This window comes from Micromonospora sp. DH13 (assembly GCF_020873825.1).
In the GTDB taxonomy this organism is placed as follows: Bacteria; Actinomycetota; Actinomycetes; order Mycobacteriales; family Micromonosporaceae; genus Micromonospora; species Micromonospora haikouensis.
The window spans coordinates 211,759-233,949 of record NZ_JAHWGR010000002.1 but is presented as its reverse complement, the minus strand read 5'-3'; the positions used below and the strand labels follow the sequence as shown (position 1 = coordinate 233,949).

The 22,191-nt window shown below is 70.2% G+C and carries 18 protein-coding genes and 2 pseudogenes; 7 read left to right on the top strand and 13 right to left on the bottom strand.

What is annotated here, in order from left to right:
• Position 1: 1 nt before the first annotated feature.
• Genes LPA42_RS02975 through LPA42_RS02965 form a run of 3 tightly spaced genes read right to left on the bottom strand, consistent with a single transcriptional unit; the run spans position 2 to position 3,459 of the window.
• Entirely contained in the window at positions 2-1,546 is a 1,545-nt protein-coding gene (locus LPA42_RS02975; protein ID WP_077939544.1) for a DUF3502 domain-containing protein, read from the bottom strand.
• Between the two features lie 42 nt (positions 1,547-1,588).
• Positions 1,589-2,524 (bottom strand): carbohydrate ABC transporter permease, encoded by a 936-nt coding sequence (locus LPA42_RS02970; protein WP_077939539.1) that lies wholly within the window; start codon positions 2,522-2,524, stop codon positions 1,589-1,591.
• Positions 2,521-3,459: a sugar ABC transporter permease gene (locus LPA42_RS02965; protein ID WP_043968211.1), complete on the bottom strand. Its 939-nt coding sequence runs from the start codon at positions 3,457-3,459 to the stop codon at positions 2,521-2,523. The genes LPA42_RS02970 and LPA42_RS02965 overlap by 4 nt, the downstream gene beginning before the upstream one ends.
• A gap of 396 nt (positions 3,460-3,855) precedes the next feature.
• Between LPA42_RS02965 and LPA42_RS02960 the strand changes: the two genes are divergently transcribed.
• From LPA42_RS02960 to LPA42_RS02950, 3 genes are all read left to right on the top strand, one after another.
• Positions 3,856-4,848 (top strand): hydroxyacid dehydrogenase, encoded by a 993-nt coding sequence (locus tag LPA42_RS02960; protein ID WP_077939538.1) that lies wholly within the window; start codon positions 3,856-3,858, stop codon positions 4,846-4,848.
• 78 nt (positions 4,849-4,926) lie between these two features.
• A complete protein-coding gene (locus LPA42_RS02955; RefSeq protein ID WP_198956713.1) occupies positions 4,927-6,003 on the top strand; it encodes a LacI family DNA-binding transcriptional regulator in 1,077 nt (358 codons plus the stop codon).
• A gap of 216 nt (positions 6,004-6,219) precedes the next feature.
• Positions 6,220-6,453, top strand: coding sequence for a GNAT family N-acetyltransferase (locus tag LPA42_RS02950; protein ID WP_198956712.1), 234 nt, complete (start codon positions 6,220-6,222; stop codon positions 6,451-6,453).
• 61 nt (positions 6,454-6,514) lie between these two features.
• Here LPA42_RS02950 and LPA42_RS02945 read toward each other — a convergent pair whose 3' ends face one another.
• The 6 genes and pseudogenes from LPA42_RS02945 to LPA42_RS02920 form a co-directional block, all read right to left on the bottom strand.
• Positions 6,515-8,503: an alpha-L-fucosidase gene (locus tag LPA42_RS02945; protein WP_077939535.1), complete on the bottom strand. Its 1,989-nt coding sequence runs from the start codon at positions 8,501-8,503 to the stop codon at positions 6,515-6,517.
• Positions 8,504-9,323: 820 nt separating this feature from the next.
• Positions 9,324-9,794, bottom strand: a pseudogene (locus LPA42_RS02940) (efflux RND transporter permease subunit); the annotation flags it as partial.
• Positions 9,716-11,317, bottom strand: a complete 1,602-nt coding sequence (locus tag LPA42_RS02935) for a bifunctional 3-(3-hydroxy-phenyl)propionate/3-hydroxycinnamic acid hydroxylase (protein WP_077939534.1) — start codon at positions 11,315-11,317, stop codon at positions 9,716-9,718. The gene LPA42_RS02935 and the pseudogene LPA42_RS02940, both read right to left, overlap by 79 nt.
• The gene (locus LPA42_RS02930) at positions 11,283-13,166 is read right to left on the bottom strand and encodes an acyl-CoA synthetase (RefSeq protein WP_077939542.1); all 1,884 of its coding nucleotides are present in this window, start codon (positions 13,164-13,166) and stop codon (positions 11,283-11,285) included. Before LPA42_RS02930 ends, LPA42_RS02935 begins: the two co-directional genes overlap by 35 nt.
• Positions 13,163-14,101 (bottom strand): fumarylacetoacetate hydrolase family protein, encoded by a 939-nt coding sequence (locus tag LPA42_RS02925; RefSeq protein WP_077939533.1) that lies wholly within the window; start codon positions 14,099-14,101, stop codon positions 13,163-13,165. Before LPA42_RS02925 ends, LPA42_RS02930 begins: the two co-directional genes overlap by 4 nt.
• A complete protein-coding gene (locus LPA42_RS02920; protein WP_077939532.1) occupies positions 14,098-15,231 on the bottom strand; it encodes a VOC family protein in 1,134 nt (377 codons plus the stop codon). The genes LPA42_RS02925 and LPA42_RS02920 overlap by 4 nt, the downstream gene beginning before the upstream one ends.
• Positions 15,232-15,371: 140 nt before the next feature.
• On the opposite strand from LPA42_RS02920, the gene LPA42_RS02915 reads away from it, so the two are divergent.
• Positions 15,372-16,040 carry a TetR/AcrR family transcriptional regulator gene (locus LPA42_RS02915; protein WP_077939531.1) on the top strand — a complete coding sequence of 223 codons (669 nt, stop codon included), beginning with the start codon at positions 15,372-15,374 and terminating at the stop codon, positions 16,038-16,040.
• A gap of 178 nt (positions 16,041-16,218) precedes the next feature.
• On the opposite strand, the gene LPA42_RS02910 is transcribed toward LPA42_RS02915, so the two are convergent.
• The gene (locus LPA42_RS02910; RefSeq protein ID WP_077939530.1) at positions 16,219-16,740 is read right to left on the bottom strand and encodes a hypothetical protein; all 522 of its coding nucleotides are present in this window, start codon (positions 16,738-16,740) and stop codon (positions 16,219-16,221) included.
• 205 nt (positions 16,741-16,945) lie between these two features.
• Between LPA42_RS02910 and LPA42_RS02905 the strand changes: the two are divergent.
• Positions 16,946-17,657 (top strand): annotated as a pseudogene (locus LPA42_RS02905) (IS5 family transposase).
• A gap of 44 nt (positions 17,658-17,701) precedes the next feature.
• Here the strand turns inward: LPA42_RS02905 and LPA42_RS02900 are convergent.
• The gene (locus tag LPA42_RS02900; protein WP_144082767.1) at positions 17,702-17,893 is read right to left on the bottom strand and encodes a hypothetical protein; all 192 of its coding nucleotides are present in this window, start codon (positions 17,891-17,893) and stop codon (positions 17,702-17,704) included.
• 342 nt (positions 17,894-18,235) lie between these two features.
• Positions 18,236-18,361, bottom strand: coding sequence for a hypothetical protein (locus LPA42_RS33730; protein WP_255703751.1), 126 nt, complete (start codon positions 18,359-18,361; stop codon positions 18,236-18,238).
• On the opposite strand from LPA42_RS33730, the gene LPA42_RS02895 reads away from it, so the two are divergent.
• On the top strand, positions 18,360-19,403 hold the full coding sequence (locus LPA42_RS02895) for a DUF6880 family protein (protein WP_228986296.1): 1,044 nt from the start codon (positions 18,360-18,362) through the stop codon (positions 19,401-19,403). The two genes, LPA42_RS33730 and LPA42_RS02895, sit on opposite strands and share 2 nt — an antisense overlap.
• Positions 19,404-19,472: 69 nt before the next feature.
• On the opposite strand, the gene LPA42_RS02890 is transcribed toward LPA42_RS02895, so the two are convergent.
• Positions 19,473-20,672 carry an IS110 family transposase gene (locus LPA42_RS02890; protein ID WP_144082769.1) on the bottom strand — a complete coding sequence of 400 codons (1,200 nt, stop codon included), beginning with the start codon at positions 20,670-20,672 and terminating at the stop codon, positions 19,473-19,475.
• Positions 20,673-20,961: 289 nt separating this feature from the next.
• On the opposite strand from LPA42_RS02890, the gene LPA42_RS02885 reads away from it, so the two are divergent.
• The gene (locus LPA42_RS02885) at positions 20,962-21,624 is read left to right on the top strand and encodes a recombinase family protein (RefSeq protein WP_198956709.1); all 663 of its coding nucleotides are present in this window, start codon (positions 20,962-20,964) and stop codon (positions 21,622-21,624) included.
• Positions 21,625-22,191 lie beyond the last annotated feature (567 nt).

Below are 22,191 nucleotides of genomic sequence, written 5' to 3'. Positions count from 1 at the left end.
CTCAGGCGTTCTTGGCCAGGTAGGCGTCGGCCTGCTTCTCCATCTCCGCCAGGAGCTTGTCCACCCCGGCCGCCGCCGCAGCCTTCTTGAGCTTGTCGAGCTGGGGGTCGACGTCGACCACGCCGTAGTACAGCGGGTTGGCGTACTGGGTGATGACGGTGGTCATCGCGGCGATCTGCTGCTCGACCGGCTTGTTGTCGGGGACGAACGACGCGAACGGGTCGACGGTGAAGTTGTCGTAGTCCTGGGCCCAGCTGAACACCCGCTCCTCGGATTCGGTCATGTAGGAGGCATTGCGTTCGAGGCTGGCCCGCCAGGAGACCGCGTAGCCGGGGAAGCTGGAGTACTGGGTGAGCGCCTCGAAGCGGTCCTCGCCGACCGGCTTCCAGTCGGTGCCCTCGATGCCGTACTCGAGCAGGTCGTGGTTCTCCTTGACCGACACCCAGTCCTGGAGCCGCATGGCGTTGCCGACATTCCCCCCGTTGGCGTTGACCACGACGAGGTTGTCCGCCTGGAAGGTCTGGTTGGGCTTGGCGTTCAGGCCCTTGCCGTACGGGATGACGTCGGCGACCATCGCCCCCGGGACCGCCTTGGTCAGCGCCGGCATCACGTTGCTGGTCGTGCCGTCGGTCATCGCCCAGGTCGCCGCGTACTTGCCGGCCGCCCACTGGCTCTTGACGGTGTCCACGTCGGCGTTGGTGGCGTCCTTGTTGATGATGCCGTCGAGGTAGTAGCGACGGATGCGGCGCATCGCGTCGAGGACGCCGGGATCGTCCCAGAACGGCACCGGACGGCTGGCCCGGGTCTGGGCGGCGTCCTTGGCGAAGACGAAGAACATGCCCCGACCGGTGAACGCGCGGGCGATGGTGTGCGGATCCTGCCAGGACTGGACGTTGAACATTCCGGCCGGGTACGGCACCACGCCCAGGTATCCGCTGGCGGAGTTGTGCCCGTACGGGATGGTCCCGCCGCCGCGCTGCTTGACGGCGTAGAAGAACCGTTCGAGGGTGTCGTAGTCGGTGATCTCACCGAAGCCCAGCTTGTCGGCGAGGTCCTGCCGGACGGCGAAGTGCTGGCACCGGCCGGCGCTGTTGACCTGCGGGATCCCCCACAGCCTGCCGTCCCACCGGTTGGCCTTGATGAGCCGGTCGTCCAGGGTGGCACGCAGGTTCTGGTGCTTGTCGACCTCGGCGGTCAGGTCGGCGAGCGCACCGTCCTGCTGGAGCTGGGCCATGTTCAGCCAGAGCGCCTGCAGGGCGGTGTCGAACGTCTCGCCCGAGGTGAACTTGAGCAGGGCCTGCTGCTGGTAGTTCTGCCAGTTGATGAACTGCACGTCCAGGCTCAGCCCGGTGTCGGCCTTCAGCTTCTCGTTGACCTTCCGGCTGACCGCCTCCCAGCCGGGTGGCACGGTGCCGGGGACGAGGATCCGGACGGTGTCGGAACTCGCTGCGGAGTCGTCTCCGCAGCCGGCCATGGCGAGCAGCGCGGCGACGCCGGCCCCTCCGGTGAGGCCGAGGAAGCCTCGGCGGGTGAGCGGGTGGGACATGGGGCTTCTCCTTGGGGTGGGGGTGGGGGTGGGCCTCGGGGGTCAGCCCTTCGTGGCGCCGAGGGTGAGGCCCTTGACGAAGTAGCGTTGGGCGAAGGGATAGGCGAGGATGATCGGCCCGATGGTGACCACGGTGAGGGCCAGCCGCAGCTGGTAGACGGGCACCACCGGGGCGCTGCCGCCGGGCAGCACGGTCGCGTTGGTGACGTTGGCGATGAGGTTCTGCAGCAGCAGTTGCAGCGGGTACTTGTCCGGGTCCGAGATGAACAGGATCGCCATGAACCACTCGTTCCAGTAGGTCACGGCGTAGAACAGCGCGATCACGGCGAGGATGGGTTTGGCCAACGGCAGCACGATCCGGAAGAAGATCCGCAGTTCACCGGCCCCGTCGACGTGGGCGGACTCCATGATCTCGGTGGGGATCTGCTGGAAGAAGGCGACCGTGATGAACACCAGGAAGGGCATCATCAGGTGCGGCAGGATCACCGCGAACCAGCTGTCGCGCAGGTGCAGGACCTGTGTGACGAGCAGGTAGATCGGCACCAGGCCGCCACTGAACAGCATCGGCAGGTAGGTGAAGACGGTCAGCGGCCGGCTCACCGGCCGCAGCCGGCGGGCGATCACCCAGGCCAGGCCGGCGGTGCAGGCCACCGACAGCACCGTGCCGACCCCGGTGATGAACAGCGTCGCCAGGTACGCGCGGCCGATGGCCCGGCCGCTGAACAGCTGCGCGTACGCGTCGACCGAGAACGGGTCGGGCAGCAGGCTGTAGCCCCGCAGGGACAACACGCTCTCGTCGGTGAACGACCCGGCGACGATCATCCACAGCGGGACCAGACAGAACAGGGCGAAGAGAGTCACCGTCAGGTAGCTGACGACGGTGAACGGCTCGACGGCCCGGCGCCGGCGCCGGGCCGCCCTCGCGGGCGGCGCGGCGGGCGAGGTCGGGAGTTGGCTGGGCATGGTCGCGGTGCTCACAGCAGGCTGCTCTCTCGTGCGTACCGGCGTTGGATGATCAGGGCTGCGGTGACGAAGACCAGGCCGACGAGGCCCTGGAACAGGCCCACGGCGGCGGTGGTGCCGAAGTCGCCCAGGCTACGCAGGGCGCGGAACACGTAGGTGTCGATCACGTCGGTCGTCGAGAACAGCACCCCGTTGTCTCCGACGATCGCGTAGATGGTCGCGAAGTCGCCGTAGAAGATGCGGCCGATACCGAGCACGAGCAGGACCGCGGCGGTTGGCCGCAGCAGCGGCACCGTAATGGAGAAGGCCATCCGGGCACGGCTCGCGCCGTCGATGACACCGGCCTCGTACACGTCCGGGGAGATCGCGGTGATCGCCGCCAGGAAGATCACCGACAGGTAGCCGCCGAGCTGCCAGACCTTGACCACGGTCAGGATCCAGGGCCATGCTCCGGGTTCGGTGTACCAGCTGACCTCGGGCAGGTGCAGGACGCTGAGCGCGTCGTTGAGCGCACCGCCCTCGCCACCGACGCCGGCCAGCAGCACCTGGAGCATGACGCTGATGACGATCGGCGAGACGAAGTACGGGAAGAAGACCACCGACTGGGCGACCCGTTTGAACAGGTGCAACCGGATCTCGTTGAGCATGAGCGCCAGCAGCAGTCCCCAGGCCAGCGTGGCGGCCAGGAACAGCCCGTTGAGGAACAGGGTGTTGAAGACGATCCGTGGGGCGTCCCCGGTCTCGAAGAAGTACCGGAAGTTGGCCAGCCCGTTCCACGGGCTGCCGAAGATGCCCTCCCGGATGTTGAAGTCCTTGAAGGCGACCACCAGCCCCGCCATCGGCAGATAGGCGAAGACCGCGAAGTAGCAGACACCGGGGGCGGCGAGCAGGAGCAGGGCCCAGCGCCCGAGCCGCCCGCCCGGCGGGCGGCGGGGTGGGGAGGCGCTCACGACCGGGCCTCCGGGCCGGGGGTCCTCGGGTGCCGGCGGGCGCCGGAGGCATTCGGCACGGCCCCGGTCGGCGGCGGGTGGGCACCGGCGGTACGTCTGCGCAGCGGGGTCATCGGACGACTCCTTCGGCGGACTGGTGGGTCACGTCCCCTTAAGGGGTTGGCATTGCCGGCGTGGCCCGAGAGTCGAGTAGAAAACGTTCTCCAGAGGCTAGGACTGGAAAGCGGAGAAGGCAAGGGCTCGTTGCGAGCACGTTGCCGGCCGACTTGGCCGCTCGTCGCATCGCCGCACGTCCAGGCGTTCCACGGCAAGGGTGGCGCTCGCCTTGACCGGACGCCCGCAGAGCCCATATCGTAGAGAACGATTTCCTGAGATAGCACGAGTGGGGGACCGTCCGTGACCGAACGCCCGACGGCGCTGTACGCCATGAGCCCGGTGCACCTGCCGCTGCTGTTCCCCACCCCCGTCCGGCGCCGGATCACCGCGCTCGTGGACATCGACGCCGACCTGGCGGTGGACCGGTTCGACGACCCGCGGGCCGCAGACCGGCTACGCGACCTCGAAGTGCTGATCACCGGCTGGGGGTGCCCCCCGCTGGACGACGCCTTCCTGGCCGCCGCGCCGAGGCTGCGCGCCGTCCTGCACGCTGCGGGCAGCATCAAGCCGCACGTCACGGACGGTGTGTGGGAACGCGGGATCACCGTCTGCTCGGCCGCCGAGGCGAACGCGACCCCGGTCGCCGAGTACACGACCGCGATGGTCCTGCTGGCCGGCAAGGGCGTGTTCGCCCTGCACGACCGCTACCACGCGGCACGCACGTTCACCGTGGCGCAGATCGCGCCCTCCGTCGGCAACTTCGGCCGCCGGGTGGGCATCGTCGGAGCCTCCCGCACCGGCCGTCAGGTGATCCGGCTGCTGCGCCGGCACGACCTTCGGCTGTGTCTGTACGACCCCTACGCCACCGTGTCGGGCGTGCCGAACGTGCCGCTGGAGGAACTGCTGGCCACCAGCGACATCGTGAGCCTGCACGCGCCGGCCACACCGGAGACCCACCACCTGCTCGACCGTCGTCGCCTGGCGCTCCTGCGCGACGGCGCCGTCCTGATCAACACGGCCCGTGGGGTGCTGGTGGACACCCCGGCGCTGGTCGACGAGCTGACCACCGGCCGGATCTCGGCCGTCCTCGACGTCACCGACCCCGAGCCGCTGCCCGCCGACTCACCGCTGTTCGACCTGCCCAACGTGTTCCTCACTCCGCACGTGGCCGGCTCGCACGGCAACGAGTTGGCCCGGATGGGCAGCCACATCGCCGACGAGCTCGAGCGGCTGCTCACCGGGCGGCCCCTGCGCTACCAGGTCCGTCAGCACGAGCTGCTCCGGGCCGCATGATGGCCCGCCACGTCGGTCGGGCCCCGCACCGCCCTGCCGTAGCATCCAGCCATGCGACCTGGCGCCGGTGATTCCGACATGAGCCCACGAGCCACGGTCAAGGACGTCGCCGCCCGCGCCGGGGTGTCCCCGGCGACGGTCTCCCGGGTACTGGCCGGCGACTACCCGGTCTCGGCCGCCACGCGCGCCCGGGTCCAGCGCGCGGTCCGCGACCTGGACTACGTCGCCAACGCCCAGGCCCGCGCGCTCAAGGGCGCGGGCCCCGGCATGATCGCATTCGTCATGGAGGACGTCACCGGCCCCTCGTTCGCCTATGTCGCCAAGGGAGTCGAGCAGCAGGCCACCGCCGAGGGGCGACTGTGCCTGATCTGCGTCACCGACGGTGATCCGGCCCGGGAGCTGACGGTCGTCGAGGCGATGCGAGAGCAGCGCGCCGAGGCGGTCATCCTGGTCGGCGGCGGGTTCCTCGACGAGGAACACCGGCAGCGCATGATCCATTTCGCGCACGCGCTGGACAAGGCGGGTTCCCGTCTCGTCCTGTGCGGGCGGCCGCCCCTCGGCGACGGCGTGCCGGCCACCGTCGTGGAGTACGACAACGAGGGTGGCGCCTACGCCATGACCAGCCACCTGCTGTCCCAGGGGCACCGCCGGATCGTCTACCTCGGCAACGTCCAGCCCAATCACACCACCAGCCTGGACCGCGTCAAGGGCTTCACCCGGGCACACGAGGCGTTCGGGGTGCCGCTCGACCCCACGCTGATCGTCCCCGGCGAGTTCAGCCAGGCGTTCGGCCAGGCGGCCACCCGACGGCTGCTCGGCCTGGGCGTCGACTTCACCGCCATCTTCGCCGCCACCGACATGGTCGCCGCCGGCGTGCTGCGGGCGCTCCGCGAGGCCGGGGTCCGCGTCCCGCAGGACGTCTCCGTCGTCGGCTACGACGACATTCCGCTGTCGGTCAACGTCACGCCGGCGCTCACCACGGTGCGGATCCCCACCGAGGAACTCGGCCGCACCGCGGTCCGGCTCGCCCTACGCCCCACCGAGCCGCAGCACGTCGTGCTGGGCACCCACATCGTGGTCCGCGAATCGGTCGCCCCGCTGGTCGCTCCCGGCCCCCTCGGCCCGGTCGCCGCCGCCGACCAGCGCGGCAGGTAGCCGTTCACCGGGCCCGGCACGGACATTCCCACGACGGCCACGGCCTGACCCGAGTCTCGTCAGCGGCATCGACTCCCCTGTCCTGGACGGGCGGCTCGCGCCCGTCCAGGACAGGTGGTGCTCAGGAGGCGGTGCACACCGGGGCCAGGCCGTTGGCGGACCCGGTGCCCTGGAAGCCGAACTCGGTGTACTGGCCGGCGTTCAGCCGCCGGTCCGGTGGCCACCCTCGACGAGCTCTACGTGCGGCCCGGGTCGCGCGGACAGCGGCACGGACACGCCCTGCTGGAGGCCGCCTGCCGGCTGGCCCGCGAACGCGGCGCCGGATCGTTGGAGACCACCGTCGACGGCGCGGACGTCGACGCCCGCCGCTTCTACGAGGCGCACGGCTTCACCAACGTCGAGCCCGGGGCACCCGAGCCGATGTTCTACTACTACCGCGACCTCGACTGATCCCATCGGATCCGGGGGTCGCCCTACCGGAGTTGGCGAACGGCGACCGTGGCCGGCGGAATCAGACGGCGGTGATGCTCCACTGGTTGTTGGTGCTGGTGTTCGGGGCCCACATGGCGACCGTGGACCCGGCGGTGGAACTACCCAGACCGTCCAGCGCCGTGCCGGTGCCCCGATTGATGATCTGGTAGCGGCCGTTGCCCACGCTGTTCAGCCGCCACTGCTGGTTGTTCCCACCGTTCCACGGCGCCTGCAGCGCGCTGGCCCCGTTCGCGGTGTTGCCCCAGCTGTCCACGACCATGCCGTTGGCCCGGTTCACGATCCGGTAGTAGCCGCCGCCGACGTCGACCAGCTGCCACTGCAGGTTGGTGCTGCTGACGTCGTTCCACTGCTTCACCACCGCACCCGAGGCGACGCTCCCCCCGCTGTCCAGCACCAGGCCGGTCGCCCCGTTGGCGATCTTCACGTACCCGGTGGGGGTGGGGCCGGAGCCGAGCGTCGGAATCTGGCCCGAGAAGGTCAGCTTCACCACGTACGCCAGGGCGCTGAACGGTGCCGTGGCCGACGGCATGGTCAGGTGCAGCCCGGAGCCGTCCTGGGTGCGGTTGGGCAGGTCGATGTACGTGCCGGCCGTCGTACCGAGCAGCCGCGCCGAGGTCAGGGTGCTCAGGTTGATCCGGTTCGAGCCCAGCGTGGTGATGTTCAGGGTGGCGCCCGGCCAGCCGAGCACGGTGGCGTACAGGACGGTGTTGTCCTTGGTGCGGGTGAAGCGGATGTCCTGCCCGTTGCCCTCGCGGGGGGTCTGGAAGGAACCGCCGCCCATCTGGGTGGGGCCCTCGCCGTGCACGGACCAGGCGCGGGTGGAGTAGACCGCCTCCCCGAACCGCCGCAGGTGGTCGCCGAAGCCCTGCAGGATCGTGCGCTGCGCCGACGGGATGGTGCCGTCGGCCATCGGCGCGATGTTGAGCACCATCGTGCCGTTCTTGCTGATCCGGTCGATGAGCGCGTGCAGCAGCGACTTGGTGGAGTAGTAGCCGATGCCCTGGGTGTAGCACCAGCTGGAGCTGGAGACGCTGTCGTCGGTCAGCCAGTACGGGGTCTGGATGACCGCTGGGCCGCCGCGCTCGAAGTCGTAGACCTCACCGCGGTTGTTGAACCCGTCCTTGTACGTGGCGACGACGTCCTTGTTCCAGGAGACGGCCTTGTTGTAGTAGTACGACAGGAAGTTCAGCCGGTAGGACTCCGGAATCTTGGACAGGTCGAAGTCCTGGTAGATGATGTCCGGCTGGTAGCCGTCGATGACCTCGCGCAGCTTGTCGTACCAGAGCTGGTACTCGGGGGTGGAGCCGAGCTGGCCGTAGAGCTTCTTCAGGCTGACGTCGGACTGGGCTGGCGCCCACTGGTAGTAGCCGGTGAAGTTGAACGCGTGGTGCAGCGATGCCCACAGCTTGAGTCCCTTGCCCCGGATCGCGTCCGCCTGCAACCGCAGCAGGTCGAGGCGGGGTCCCTTGGCGACGGAGTTCCACTCGTTGACCTGGCTGTTCCACATGGAGAAGCCGTCGTGGTGCTCGGCCACCGGGCCGGCGAACTTCGCCCCGGCGTCGACGAACAGCTGCGCCCACTCGTTGGGGTCCCAGTTGCCGCCGGCGGACTTGAGCTTCGGCGCGAACTGCACCCAGTTGCCCGCCTTGTCGTTGGCCCCGTTGATGAAGTTGTGGTACGGCCACACCGACGGGTCACCGTAGACGCTCTTGTGGTGGTTGTTCTCGCCGGAGCCGTTGTTGTACATGTTGCGCGGGTACCACTCGTTGGCGAACGCCGGGACGCTGTACACGCCCCAGTGGTAGTAGATGCCGAACTTGGCGTCCTGGAACCACTCGGGAGCCGGCGGGTGCTGGTCGACGGACGCCCAGGTGGGGGTGTAGCTCTGCGGCCCCTCGGTGGCCAGGGCCAGTCCCATCCGGGACAGCCCGGTGGCCGTGGCGATGCCGGTGAGCCCGACGGCGGTGAGCAGCCGTCGACGGCTCAGGTGCGGGGAGGTTGGATCCATTGGTGACATCCCTTCTCGTGGTTCGGAGCCGGAGCTCTGTGTGGCCGAAGGACGTGGGGTCGGCAGCCGCCTTGCGGGCCCACCTCTGCTCGTTGCCTTGTGTGCACGTCGTGCGCGCGACCGGACCGTCGGTCGCTGGTCGGCGCGACCCGGGCCCCGGGGCCGCCGCTGCGCGCCCCTGGTGCGGGCACGCTCGGTCGCCCCGGGACGCGGCCGGAGGTGCCCAGCCGCCGGCGCGTACCCGGGCATGCGTTGTCTGCGTTCGCCGGGCGTCGTGGCCGTCTGCGGCCGGTGCAGGCGCGACGCCTGACTGAGGCGCCGTGGCTCCGGCCGACCGACTCGACAATGCCCTGTTACCGTTAACATGACCCCGGCCACCCCATGTAACAGGCGGATAAACGTCGGTGTCAATAGATGATTTCCGGCGAGGCCGCAGCACGGCCTTCGCGGGCCGACAGTGGGGCGTCGAGCCTCGCCGACCGGCGATCGCGACCTGCGACGCGACGCATCTTGCTCGACCTTCGTCGATGCATGCGTTGACAGACGCGAATGCGAACGTCACGCTGGGTATCGACGTGAACGTTAACATCACCGTCGCCCGGGAGGTGGCTCGATGAAGCGCGTCGGGTGGCACGCAGGGTCGCCCCGGTGGGGCCCGCGCAACCGGACGCACCCCGGCCGGCACGCGGATCACGCGTGCCGGCCGGGGTGCGGGCCGAGGTCGCCAGGCTCGTCAGGCGACCGGGACCGGTTCCCCGGCCACGGTCTCGGGCTGCGGCGCGGGGCTGCTCCGGCGGGCCTGGCGGCGTTCCCGGCGGCCCTCGACCATCGTGTAGAGGACCGGGATCAGGACCAGGGTGAGCAGGGTGGAGGTGACGAGGCCGCCGATGACGACGACGGCCAGCGGGGTGGAGATGAACCCGCCCTCACCGGTGATGCCCAGCGCCATCGGCAGGAGGGCGAAGATGGTCGCCAGGGCGGTCATCAGGATCGGGCGCAGCCGGCGCTGGGCGCCCTCCACGACCGCCTCGGCGACGCTCATGCCCCGCTCGCGGTACTGGTTGACCAGGTCCATCAGCACGATGGCGTTGGTGACGACGATGCCGATCAGCATCAGGATGCCGATGAGCGCGGCGACGCCCAGCGGCGTGCCGGTGACCAGCAGCAGGGCGAACGCGCCGACGAACGCGAACGGGATCGACACCAGCAGGATCAGCGTCTGGCGGATGCTGCGGAACACGCCCACCAGCGCGCCGCCGCCGATGACGTCGGCGTGGGCAGCGCCCGGCAGAGGCCGGCCAGTTGTCTGCCGGCGGCGAGGACGGTGCCGTCGGGGCGGACGAGGGCTGCCCGTGCGCGCCCACCGGCCAGCCACCGGTGCAGTTCGCTGCCCGGTGGGGCGTCGACGACGACCGCGCCCCGGCGGGTCAGCTCGGCCCGTTGCCCGGCCGAGGGCTCGATGGAGGTGACGATCGCGAACCGGCCCGCCGCCACGTCGTCGAAGCGGAGGTGGCCGTCGAGGACGGCGTTCGGGCAGAGGCGGCCCGCGACGCTGCGACGCAGCCGTGGCCGGGTCACCAGGGCGGACCGGCGCAGCGGGGGTGTCTCACTGTCCGTGGCGAGGCGCTGGAGGCGGGGTACGAGGTGCAGGCGGGGCGCCAGCACGCGGCGGACCAGGTCCCCCACCCGGCCGCCGGCCGTCATGGCGGTGCCGACCAGCTTCGCCAGCCTGATCATGGCGCGGGCGTGCTGCCCGCGTTCGATCTGGTAGGTGTCGAGGACGCTGTCGGGCAGGCTCGCGTCGAGCACGCCGGCGAGTTTCCAGGCGAGGTTCATGGCGTCGCGCAGCCCGGCGCCCATGCCCTGGCCGATGAACGGTGGGGTGAGGTGGGCGGCGTCGCCGAGCAGGAAGATCCGCCTATCCCGCCACCGGTCGGCGACCTGGGCGCGGAAGGTGTAGTCGGCCACCCGGACGACCGTCAGCTCCGCGAGGGGGACGTTGCCCGTCCACGGCGCGATCAGCGGGTGCAGCCGGGTCGGGTCCCGGAAGTCGTCGGCGGTCTCGCCCGGTGCCAGCAGGAACTCCCAGCGGTAGCGGGTCCGGCCGATCCGCATGTACGTGCCGGCGCGGGCCGGGTCGCAGAGCTGGTGCACCCCCTCCCAGTGGTCGAGGGCGGCCTCGGTGGCCACGTCGACGACGAGCCAGCGTTGGGTGAACCCGAGGTCGTGCATGCCGGCGCCGATCGCGGCCCGGGTCAGCCCGTTGGCGCCGTCGCAGCCCAGGACGTAGGCCGCCCGGATGACGTCGGGCGCGCCGGTGACCCTGTCGGTGACACTCACCCACACGCCGTCGGCGTCCTGGTCCAGCGCGGTTACCTCGGAGTTGCCGCGCAGGGTGGCGCTGCCGTGCCTGCCGAGGTTACGGCGGAGGATCGCCTCCAGCTCCGGCTGGTCGAACAGGCTCCCCTGCGGATAGCCGTGCCGGCCCGGCGTCACGTCGCGGGGGAACTCGGCCAGCACCCGCAGGCTCCGGTCCACCAGCCGCAGGCCCCGGTGCGGCCGGGAGATGGCCGCGAACTCCTCCCGCAGCCCCAGCCGGGCGAGGATGCGGTGCACCTCGTCGTCGAGGGCGACCGCGCGGGGCAGCGGATAGACCGACTCCCACCGCTCGAGCACCAGGCACTCCACGCCGTACTGGGCGAGCAGCGTCGCGGCCGCGAGCCCGGAGGGACCCGCGCCGACGATGACGACCGGAACACTGGTCACCGTGCCACCAGCCTCATGAGACGACCGCCAATCGCCACTCGATGGCATAACGACCCAGGACCGCCCTGACCGCCTCCTCCGGGACGGAGGAATGCACCGTCACGGTGGCCACGATGGAATCGCCCTCGATCATGGCCGCGACGTCCCGCACCCCGGCGATCCGGTCGAGCGCGGCGCGGAGCTCCTCGCGGGCGGCGTCCCGGCGCAGAGCGAGCTTGTAGAGCTTACCCACGGCGGTGACGGGCAACTGGTCGAGGACCGTCACGGACCTGGGCGCGGCGGTGCGGTCGGGCACCCGTTCGCTCGCCCAGACGCGCAGCTCGTCCGCGGTCACGGTGGCGCCGGGCGCGAGGGTGACGTACGCGACCGGCACCTCCCCGGCGTGCACGTCGGGGCGTCCGACGGCGCTGGCCGCCGCGACCTGCGGGTGGGTCAGGAGGGCGTCCTCGATGACGGCGGGATCGATGTTGTGGCCGCCGCGGATGATCAGGTCCTTGGCCCGGCCGGCGAGGTGGACGAAGCCGTCCTCGTCGAGGTGGGCGAGGTCGCCGGTGTCGAGCCAGCCGTCGACCAGCTTGCCGAGCCCGTCCAGGACGGGCCCGTTCTCGTCGCGGTCGACGACGTAGCCGGGGAAGACGGTCGGCCCGCTGATGGCCAGCACACCGGTCTCGCCGACGGGTCGCTCCGCCCACGTGCCGTCCGGGGCGACGACCCGCACCCGCTGGTAGGGCAGCCGCTGCCCGACCGAGCCGGGTCGCGGCGCGTCGGGGAAGCTGCGCGTGCTCGCGCAGGTCGCCTCGGTCAGCCCGTAGCCCTCGACCAGGGGTGTCCCGGTGCGGGTCTGGAAGCCGTCCCGGACCGCGGCGGGCAGCGGCGACGCACCCACCATCGGTAACCGCAGGCTGCTGATGTCGTCGTCGACCGGGAGCTGAGCCAGTGCGGCGTACACGGTGGGCACCGCGCTCATGGCGGCGATCCGGTAGTGCCTGACGATCTTCCAGAACACGCCGAACAGTGCCTCGTCGCGGTAGCCCAACGGACCGGCCCACACCACGGGCTGGCCCTTGAACAGCGGTGCGAGCAGGGTGACGACGAGGGCGTTGACATGGAACAGCGGAAGCGCCGCGAACACCACGCTCTCCTCGTCGAACCCGGAGCCGGCCGCCAGCATCCACGCGTCGCAGACCTCGTTCGCGTGCGTGTGCGCGGCCAGCTTCGGGGCGCCAGTGGTGCCGCCGGTGTGGAACATCGCGGCCAGGTCGGCGGCTCGGGGCAGCTCACCGGCGAAGGCTGCCGGGTTCTTCGGCGCGGCAAGGTCGCCGAGGTAGCCGACGCGCACGCCCTCGATGGTCGGCAGCGGCCGGGGCGTTCCCTTCGCCCCGGTGGGCCGCAGCACCAGGATCGCGTCGAGCAGACCGGTGCGGGCGAGGGCCTGCGCGGTGTCCCACCCGTCCGGCCACAGTTCGGGCCCGGCCGTGACCAGCACACGGGCGCCGGAACGGCGCAGGAGTTCGGCGAGGTGCGACCGGGACAGGCCGCCACCCAGCGGCGCCGCGATGCCGGCGAGCTGCCCGGCCAGCGTCGCGGTGAGCAGCTCGGCGCAGTTGGGTGACAGCAGCGCGACCGCGTCGCCCCGCCGCACGCCCAGGTCGTGGAACAGGTTCGCCAGCCGGTGGACGTCGGCCAGGAGTTCAGCGAAGGTACGCCGCAGCGGATCCCGCCAGCGGGCGGCGTCCGGCAGGACGCTGACGGCCGTCCGATCCGGCCAGTTCGTCGCCGCTCGGGCCAGCAGCGCGTACGTCGTCTCGGGCAGGCCCCGCGCCGCCAGCGGCACGGCCTCGATCGCCGCCAGGTCGTCGGGCGCGGCGTAGTCCGGCCACAGCAGGTCCCCCGTCATCGGACCCACCGCACGACCGTGCGCTGCCGGCCCAGGTCGATCGCGCCGTCGTCGGTGGCGATGGCGGCCTCGACGACGTCGCCGTCGGCGAGGTACCTGGGGTTGCGGGCCTGACCCTTGAAGAACATCCGCCACTTGACCGTGGGCGGCAGCAGCGAGGCGATGATCTCGACCGGCTTCGGCGGTGCGCTCAGGGCCGTCCCGACGGGTGTGCCGGTCAGCAGCAGGTCGCCGGCGTCGAGCCGCTGGAAACGGGTCAGCGCCTGCAGCGCCCGGACCGGTGGGTAGATCATGTCGGCGGCCGTCATGTCCTGCCGGAGTTCGCCATTGACCCACAGCCTCAGCCGCAGGTCGGTGAATCGCTTGAGCTCGTCGGCGTCGAGCAGCGCCAGCACCGGACCGACCGGGGTGAACGTCGGGTAGGACTTGGCCTCGTAGAACTGGGTCTTGGGCAGCTGGACATCGCGGGCCGAGACGTCGTTGGTCACCACCACCCCGGCGACGTGGTCGGCGAGGTTGTCGTCGGTGACGACGGTGCCGACCGGCATCGAGCGGCCGAAGACCAACCCGATCTCGACCTCGTAGTCCAGCAACGTCACGTGGCCGGGGCGGACCACATCGGCGTACGGGCCGGAGATCGAGCCCGAGGTCTTCCGAAAGAACGTCAACGGGACGGTCTCAGGGTTGCCGTTCGTGTCCCTGACATGCGAGACGAAGTTCGTCATCTGGGCGACGACGCGGCAGGGCGCCGTCACCGGGGAGACCAGTTCGAGGTCCTCCACCGCGACGGTGCCGCCGCTCGCCGCGGCCGCGCGGATCGCGGGCCGGTCGGCCAGCAGTTCGCCGGTGGTGGTGGCGCTGGTGGGCACCCGGGCGGCGCCAGTCGGGGTGAGCACCCACCAGGCGTCGGCGGTGCGCAGGACGGAGGTGCTCATGAGGTCACCGCTTTCATCAGGCCACGGAGGCGGTGGAGGTCGAACTCGTTGTCGGCGCGCAGCGCGCCGACGACCGTGCGCAGCTCGCGAAGTGCTTCCCGGCCGGGTTTCACGCCGAGGAAGTCGGTGGTGGCGGGTGGACCCCACTGGGCGAGCCCGGAGGCGGTCATCGGCGCCCAGCCCGGCTCGAGCGTGCAGTCGAACAGGTCGCCGTCGGTGAAGTGCTCGACGAGGAAGCCGTCGGGGTCGCGCCAGTAGTCGAAGATCTGGCTGCCCTGGATGTGCCGGCCGATCCCCCAGGACCGTCGGTAGCCCCGGTCGAGCAGATGCTCCCCACCCGCCGCGAGCGAGTCGAGATCGGGCACCTGGTAGGCCGAGTGCACGTACCGGTTGGCCGGGCCGAGGGTCATCGCGAGCGTGTGGTGGTCGGTGGGGGTGCTGCCGCGGTCGCAGCGGATGAAGCTCATCACGGGGCCGCGCTCGCGCTGCCCGGGGTGGTAGAGGAAGTCGCTGACGATCAGGCCGAGGTGCTCCAGGTACCAGTCGAGGGTCTCCAGGTATTTCGTCGTCTGCAGCACGACGTGGCCCAGCCGCTGCACCCCGGCCGGCTTTCGCGGCGGCCGCTGGGTGGCGTTCACCCGCGTCACGTCGTGCCCGACGTTGAAGGCCGATGGCCGCCGCGCGGGCAGCGCGGGAAGCTCGTGGGTGTCCGCGACCACGCGGACCCGCGTCCCGTTCGGGTCGGTCAGGTCCACCGTCACCCCGCCCAGGCTCTCCGGCAGCCGGGTGATCGTCCTCCCGGTCGCCTCAGCGAGCCGCAGCACGTCCGGCCCGTCGGCGGCCTGGAAGGCGGGACCGAGGAACCGCGAGCGGGGGCCCCGGCGGATGAGCACGCAGGGGGAGCCGGCGTCGGTGCCCCGCAGGTGCACCTCGTCGGCGGTGCGCAGTGCGGTGGTGAAGCCGAAGGCCCGGGCGAACGCCTCGGCCCGGTCGAGATCGGGCTTCTGGAACTCGAGCCAGGCGAGGTCGTGCACCTTCACGGTCGGGTTGCGGGCCCGGCCCGGGTGTTCGCCCGGCAGCGCGCCCTGCTCGCTGTGCAGGCCGGTGTGCGGGTCGTGGTGCTCGATCATGTCCCCACCCCCTCGAAGTTGACGAAATCGTCACTTACGAGGGTAGCGTCAGTCAAGGCCAGATGACGATTTCGTCAGCACTGAGTTCCCGCTGGGTTAAGGTGGTCACAGACCGACCCGGGAGAGGTGAGCACGCCGGCATGGCTCAGCAGACCGAGCACGCGCCCAACCGCCTGCAACGGCGCAAGGCGCACACCCGCTCGGCGCTCGTACGCGCCGCACAGACCTTCATCGCCGCCGGCAAGCCGAACGTGCCGATCCTCGAACTCACCCGGGCCGCCGACGTGGGGATGGGATCGTTCTACAACCACTTCGACAGCCGCGAACAGCTCATCGAGGCGGCGGTCGAGGACGCCCTCGACCGCTACGGCGCCCTGCTCGACGAGGTGACGGTGGGCCTGGACGACCCGGCCCACGTCTTCGCGCAGAGCTTCCGGCTGACGGGGCGCCTGCACCGCCGGCAGCCCGAGCTGAGCAGGGTCCTGCTCAGCTCGGGCCTGACGCTGGCCGGCTCGGACAAGGGCCTCGCACCGCGGGCCCGGCGCGACATCGCCGCCGGCGTCCGTGCCGGCCGGTTCAGCGTGCGCGACCCGGAGCTGGCGATGGTGACCGTGGCCGGCGCCGCGCTGGCCCTCGGGCAGCTGCTGCACGACCATCCGGAGCGCGACGACGCCGCAGCCGCCGACCGGGTCGCCGAGGACCTGCTGCGCCTGCTCGGCCTACCGCCCGACGAGGCCCACGAGGTCTGCCGACGCCCGCTGCCCGACCTCGGCGGGGCGGCGTCGGGTCACGGGGTGAAGCTGGCGTAACGCCCCGGCCAACGCGAGCAGCTCGGCTGCGCCGTGCGTCACCGTGAGAACACAACTTACCTGGATCGAACGTACCTACCACCGCCGACGACGCCAACGATCCCTGTCCCGGTTGACCCCAATCGAGTACGAGACCATCATGACCCCACCGGCCAGTCAGGCCGCGTGACTGAAACTGTCACCTATCGGTGCAGCAGACCCGACGGTGGGACAACCGGAGCAGGCGGTGCAGCCGGGTCGGCCGAGCGGCTCGTGAGTGCGTCGCCGACAGCAGTATCGCCGCGGCGAAGAACGTCACCACCTTGCCGATGGCCAGCGCGAGTGAGGCGGTGGAAAGCCAGCTCGGGATCAGCTCGACGAAGGCCATGTATCTGTAGCGGCCGGAGCCGCCAGGATCCGCGTAGAGGAAAGCGCCGGTGAACCACCCCGGCGTGATGCAGGCGGTGCAGAGCACGATCGAGAACAGCGCCCAGACAGCGGTCACGACCGTTGACCCGGTGCGCGAGCCTGCGAGGTAGCACCACACGCCAAAGGCGATCATGAGCAGACTCACGATGACGGTGATGACCACAGCGAACGTCATCGGTGCCGTGGGAGGACTGCCGGTGACGCGATCGAACTGCTCGTTGATTGAGCCGATCACAATAGCGGCGACTACCGCCACAGCGATACCCATAGCCGCGCTCAGGAAGGCGAGCACACTTGCCCAGACCTGGCCTCGGGAGCGGCGCGGTGGCGGCAAGGAACCCGTCATACGACGGATAATCTCACAGGAGTGAACTGCATCACCACTGGTAGATCGGCCAGCGATCGACGGGATGCCCTGGGCTAGAGGCGCTTCTCATTTTGATCGTCGTGGGTCTACGCCATGATCTTCGCTCTGTGACGGATGTGGTAGAGGACAAATGCGCTCCTGGCCACCGGATGAACTATGGCAGATGGCGCAGCCGTTGATGCCGGCTCCGGCGAAGCGGCCGCAGGGCGGTGGACGGCGGCGCGCCGACGATCGCGCAGTCCTGGCGGCGATCGTGTACCTGGCGCAAGCCGGCTGCTCCTGGCGCAAGCTGCCGGCAACGTTGTTCGGGACCAGCCGCGCCACCGTGCATCGGCGGTTCACCGAGTAGACCCGATCCGGATTGTCGGAACAGCTGCACCAAAGTTCCCTGGACCGGTTGAACTCGATCAGCGAGATCGACTGGTCCTGTGCCGTGGTGGACTCGATCGCCGCACGGACGGAGAAGAGGGGGTCTCACGGGCCCAGCCCGGTCGATCGCGGCACGCCGGGTGCGAAGATCGATGTCCTGTGCGACGGGCGCGGCACCCCGCTCAGCGTGCTGATCTCTGCGGCGAACACCCACGACAGCCAATTTTTGCTCCCGCTGCTGGACTCGATCACCTCGACCCACTGCCGGCGCGGACGTCCACGGCATCGCCGGGCGCATCGCCCGCAAAGGCATCGACTCATCCCAACGCCTCGGCCGTCATCGCTGGATCGTTGAAGCTGCCTATCCGAGCCGCCCGAATATCCGCCGCCTCGTCCGCCGCTACGACTGCAAGGCCGAACGCTCCCAAGCCTTCGCCGACCTTGGCTGCATCCTCATCTGCTACCGCCGCTGAGCCAAGGCCACCAAGCGAGACGCCCCCTAGAGTGCGACCCCAGATCAACGGACAGCCCGCAGCGGTTCACCGAGGAGCAGATCACCGCCGTCGTCGACGAACTCGGAGACCTCGTGCGCGCTCTGCGGGACGCCGAGCCGGAACGCAAACTGGAGGTCTACCGCAGCCTCGGGCTGCACCTGGCGTACGACCCGGAAGCACAAACGGTGCGGGCAAGTGTTGACCTTGCCGCGCACCGTTGGGATTCGGTTCGTGTCCGAGGATTGACACGAACCGATGCCCAACTTGGATTGGGCCTGGTTGGCGTCATCCCGCTCAGCTGAGCTCAGGCTACTGGACTGGAGCGGGGCTCGAGCCGTCGGCCCGAGCCCCGCCTCGAACCCAGGAAGGTCTTCTCGACGGTGATCACTGGCAGGTCGGTTGGCCTCGCGGAACGTGTCGGGTCGCTCAGCCCATCGGGGTGGCCTGCGTGTCTGGTGTGATGTACCGGTGGTGGTGCAGGGCGACAGCGAGTTGACGGTGCTGGTGGATCGGTTGCGGCGGGATCGTCGCCGTGATCCGTACTCGGGCCGGGACGCCTACTCGCGTACGGCGCGGGAGGTCGCCGACCGCTGCGAGGAGTTGATCGAGGTGGGTGAGGCGTCGGTCGCGGTGCCGGTGCTGCGCAGGGCGGTCGATCGGATGACGAGTGCCCTGATGTACATGGACAGCTCCTCGGGCGTGCTCGGCAACGACCTCGCGTACCTGATGGAGGTCTACGCCCGGGCGTGTCGGGCCGCGCCGCCGCGGCCGGCAGGGTTGGCGGCGTGGCTGGTGAAGCTGGTGTGTGACGGCCCGGGCTGGCCGGAGGTGGTGCTACGCGAGTGGGTGCCGGCGCTGGGGCCGAAGGGCCTCGCCGAGGTCGCGCGGTTGGTCGACGAGCGTGCCGTCGCCGGGACCGAGCCCGATGACTGGCATCGGCAATGGGCGGTGCGGTACCTGCGGGAGCAGATCGCTGAGGTCTCCGGCGACACCGACCGCTATGTACAGGTCCTGGCGGAGCGTCTGGTCAGCGCTGCCCAGTACGGGCGGATCGTCACGGTGTTGGCGCAGGCGCAGCGCCCGGCCGAGGCGATCGGCTGGGCCCGACGCGGACTCGCCGATTACCCGTCGGGTCATCAGGCGGTGGCGCTACGTGACCTGCTCGTCCGGCTGTTGATCGAGACCGGTGAACCGGAGGCGGCGATGGCCGAGCGCCGGACGGCGTTCGGCGTCCAACCGACGATCGACAACTTCCGGTCGCTGCTGGCCACGGTGGCCGAGACCGACCGGGACGCCGCGCACACCGAGGCGGCGTTGACGGTGGTACGCGAGCGTGCCACAGGGCAGGCGGGATATCTGCCCCATTTGATCGACGTGCTGATCCTCGCCGGTCGTGACGACGAGGCCTGGCGCACCGGGCTCGCGCGCTGGGACGAAGTTCCTGCCCGGCAGCGCGTCGAACTGGTGGAGTTGCGGCGGCGGACTCACCCGGCCGAGGTACGCGGGCCCTACCAGGCGCTCATCGACGCCCAACTGCTCGACTCATACGACAAACGCCGCTACGACAAGACAATCACGCTGCTGTCCCGGCTGCGCGAGGCGTACGCGGCCACCGGCGAAAGCACCCGATTCGACGAATACCTGGAGGCGTTGCGCGCGCAACACCGCCGCCGGCCGACGTTCCTGGCCAAGCTCGACGCCGCCCGCTTCCAGTCCGGCCGATAAGGCGCGGCTGCTGGCCGACGGCAACGTCGGTGAGTCGGAGTCCGCCGGGGGGTGTCCCTATGGGTTTCGTCAAGCCGCGATCGGCGTGGCTGGGCGGGGTTGGTAGGGGATCTTGTCGCGGAGCATGGCGAACAGGACGTCGCAGCGGCGTCGGGCGAGGCAGATGAGGGCGGCGTTGTGGCGTTTGCCCTCAGCTCTCTTGCGGTCGTAGTAGGCCCTGCTCACGGGATCGGCGAGGGCAGCGAACGCGGAGAGGAAGAACGCCCGTTTGAGGTTCTTGTTGCCGCCGCGGGGTGGGTGTTCGCCGCGGATGCTGCTGCCGGATCGTCGGGTCACCGGGGCGAGCCCGGCATATGCGGCGAGGTGACCGGGGGTGGGGAAGGCGGTGCCGTCGCCGACTTCGAGCAGGATCCGGGCGGCGGTCCTGACGCCGATGCCGGGCATCGAGGTCAGGACCGGGGCGAGAGGGTGTGCATCGAGCATCCTCTCGACCTCGGCGGCGGTCTGGTCGCGCTGGCGTAGGACGTCGCGGAGGCTGTCGGCGAGTCGGGGCAGGATCGTCTCCGCCGCGACGGTGCCGGGGACGGTGACGGTCTGCTCGTCGAGCGCGGTCATGATCTGGGCGATGAGCCGGTCGCCCATGCGGGGCGCGTGGACGGTGGCGATCGAGAGCAGTTTGCGGCGGCCGGCCTTGCGCAGCCCGACGGGTCCGCCGCAGCGGGACAACAGTTCCAGCACTGCCTTGTGCTGCACTTTCGGGCCGAGGACCCGTTCCAACGCGGGGTGGATCTGCGTCAGCAGGCCCCGAATGCGATTCGACACCCGGGTGGCTTCGCCAGCGAGGTCGTCGTCGAAGCCGACCAGGACCTCCAGCTCTGCCAGAGTCTCGTCGCCGACGTCGACCCGCCGTAACGTATGGGGCAAGGTGCGGGCGGCATCGGCGATGACGTAGGCGTCGCGGGCGTCGGTCTTCGCCGAACCCGGATGTAGATCAGCGATCCGACGCATCGCCAGTCCGGGCAGGTAGGCCACCTGATGCCCGCACGCCCGAGCCACCGCCACCGGTAGGGCGCCGATCGAGGCGGGCTGGTCAACCACCACCAACACCCGACCATGGCGGGCGAGTTTGTCGAACAACTGCCGCAGCCGGGTCTCGGTGTTCGGCAACGCCGCGTCATGCAGCCGCCTGCCGTCGGAGGCCAACCCGACCGCGTGGTGATCACCCTTGCCGACGTCCAAGCCGAGGTAGACGCCGTAACCGTCGTGCATCACACCCGCCTCCACGCATCGTTCCGTGGCCCCGGCCGCAGTCTGGGCGTCGGACTGCCGGCAGCCACGTTACGAAGAGACCTACCCCAACACGGGTGGCCGTGTCCCTATCAGCGGTCCGCCGACGCCACCCGACCCGGCGACAACACCCCCCGGATCATCGAAACGACAGGGGCAGGAAGTCATACCGGGCCGGGCGACCGAGGGTCCCCAGCCGGGGACGATCAAAAAGGTAACGGGCGGCGTCCAGGCCTTGGTGCGCGACCACAACGCCACCTTCCAGCCCTGGGTGGGCATCGTCGACGGGATCTTCACCAGAGATTGCGACTGCGGGATCCCTGAAGACGCCCTGTGGGCACACGCCGACATCCCGTGCCCGTCGGGCGCGGACCCGGCACGCAACCCACACCGCAGCGGCCAGGGCTGGATGCTGACCACCGTCGCCGCGATCCTGGCCAATCCCCGATACACGGGCCGCCAGGTGTGGAACCGGCAACGCACCGACCACGACGACCTCACGCCCGACGGGACCGCCGCGCGGCACCGCGAGGTCCAACGCTGGAACGTCGCCCCGCAGTGGGTCATCTCCCGCCAGATCGCCCACCCGCCGCTGGTCACCGAGGAGCAGTTCGTCGCGGCCCAGGCGATCCACACCGCGCCGACGCCAACCGACGGCGCTCCCCGCCACTACCTCCTGGCCGGCCTCGTGTGCTGCGGCGTCTGCGGCCGGATCATGGACTCCACTGGGTCCACGGCCGACCTGGCTACCGCTGCCGCCACGGCCACACCAGCAGTCACACCAAAGCATCCCACGGCCCGAAGACTCTCTACATCCGGGAAGACCGCCTCCTCGACCGCATCCGCCACGAACGCGGACTTCACCGCCACCGCCCCGCGCTGCGCAGCCCTGACCCGGCGAAGGTCGCCGCCCACCTGCGGACGAACAACATGATCATCGTGTGTGACCAACACGCCTGGACCGTCGAGGCCGAAACTGCGATCTACCCGCTCACCCCCGCGGGGAGCTTCCTCGCCACGACAGCAAGAATCCCCGCCCAACGGGACGGGGATTCCACGAAACACGAAAAGGAATCACACTTCGTGGGGAATAACGTGTCCGACCGATACCCAACGCGGATTGCGCGTTGTCGGCGCCATCCCGATCGGCTGATACTCACCCTACCCGCACCGAAAGAGCTCGGTCGACCTCCACCCGAATCCACACACATCCGGATGTCGGCTCCGCCTAAAAAGGTTGAGCCAGCGTTGACACCGGACGGAGGCGGAGTGAGAGAGGACGCTGGCCGTCAGTGGTCCTCCGGAACAGCGGCACTGCCTGCCCCGCCGGTGCCGTGACCATCCTCTGGCGATCGGCCCGGTTCCACGGGATCGAGGGGCCAGCCCACCCGTATCGAGCAGCGTGTTCGACGCCACTGACCAGCATCCGACCAAAGCGATCGAGGGTATCCGCGAGTCTTGGCCTGCGGATACCCTCGCTCGTCGTGACAGTCCAACTTGA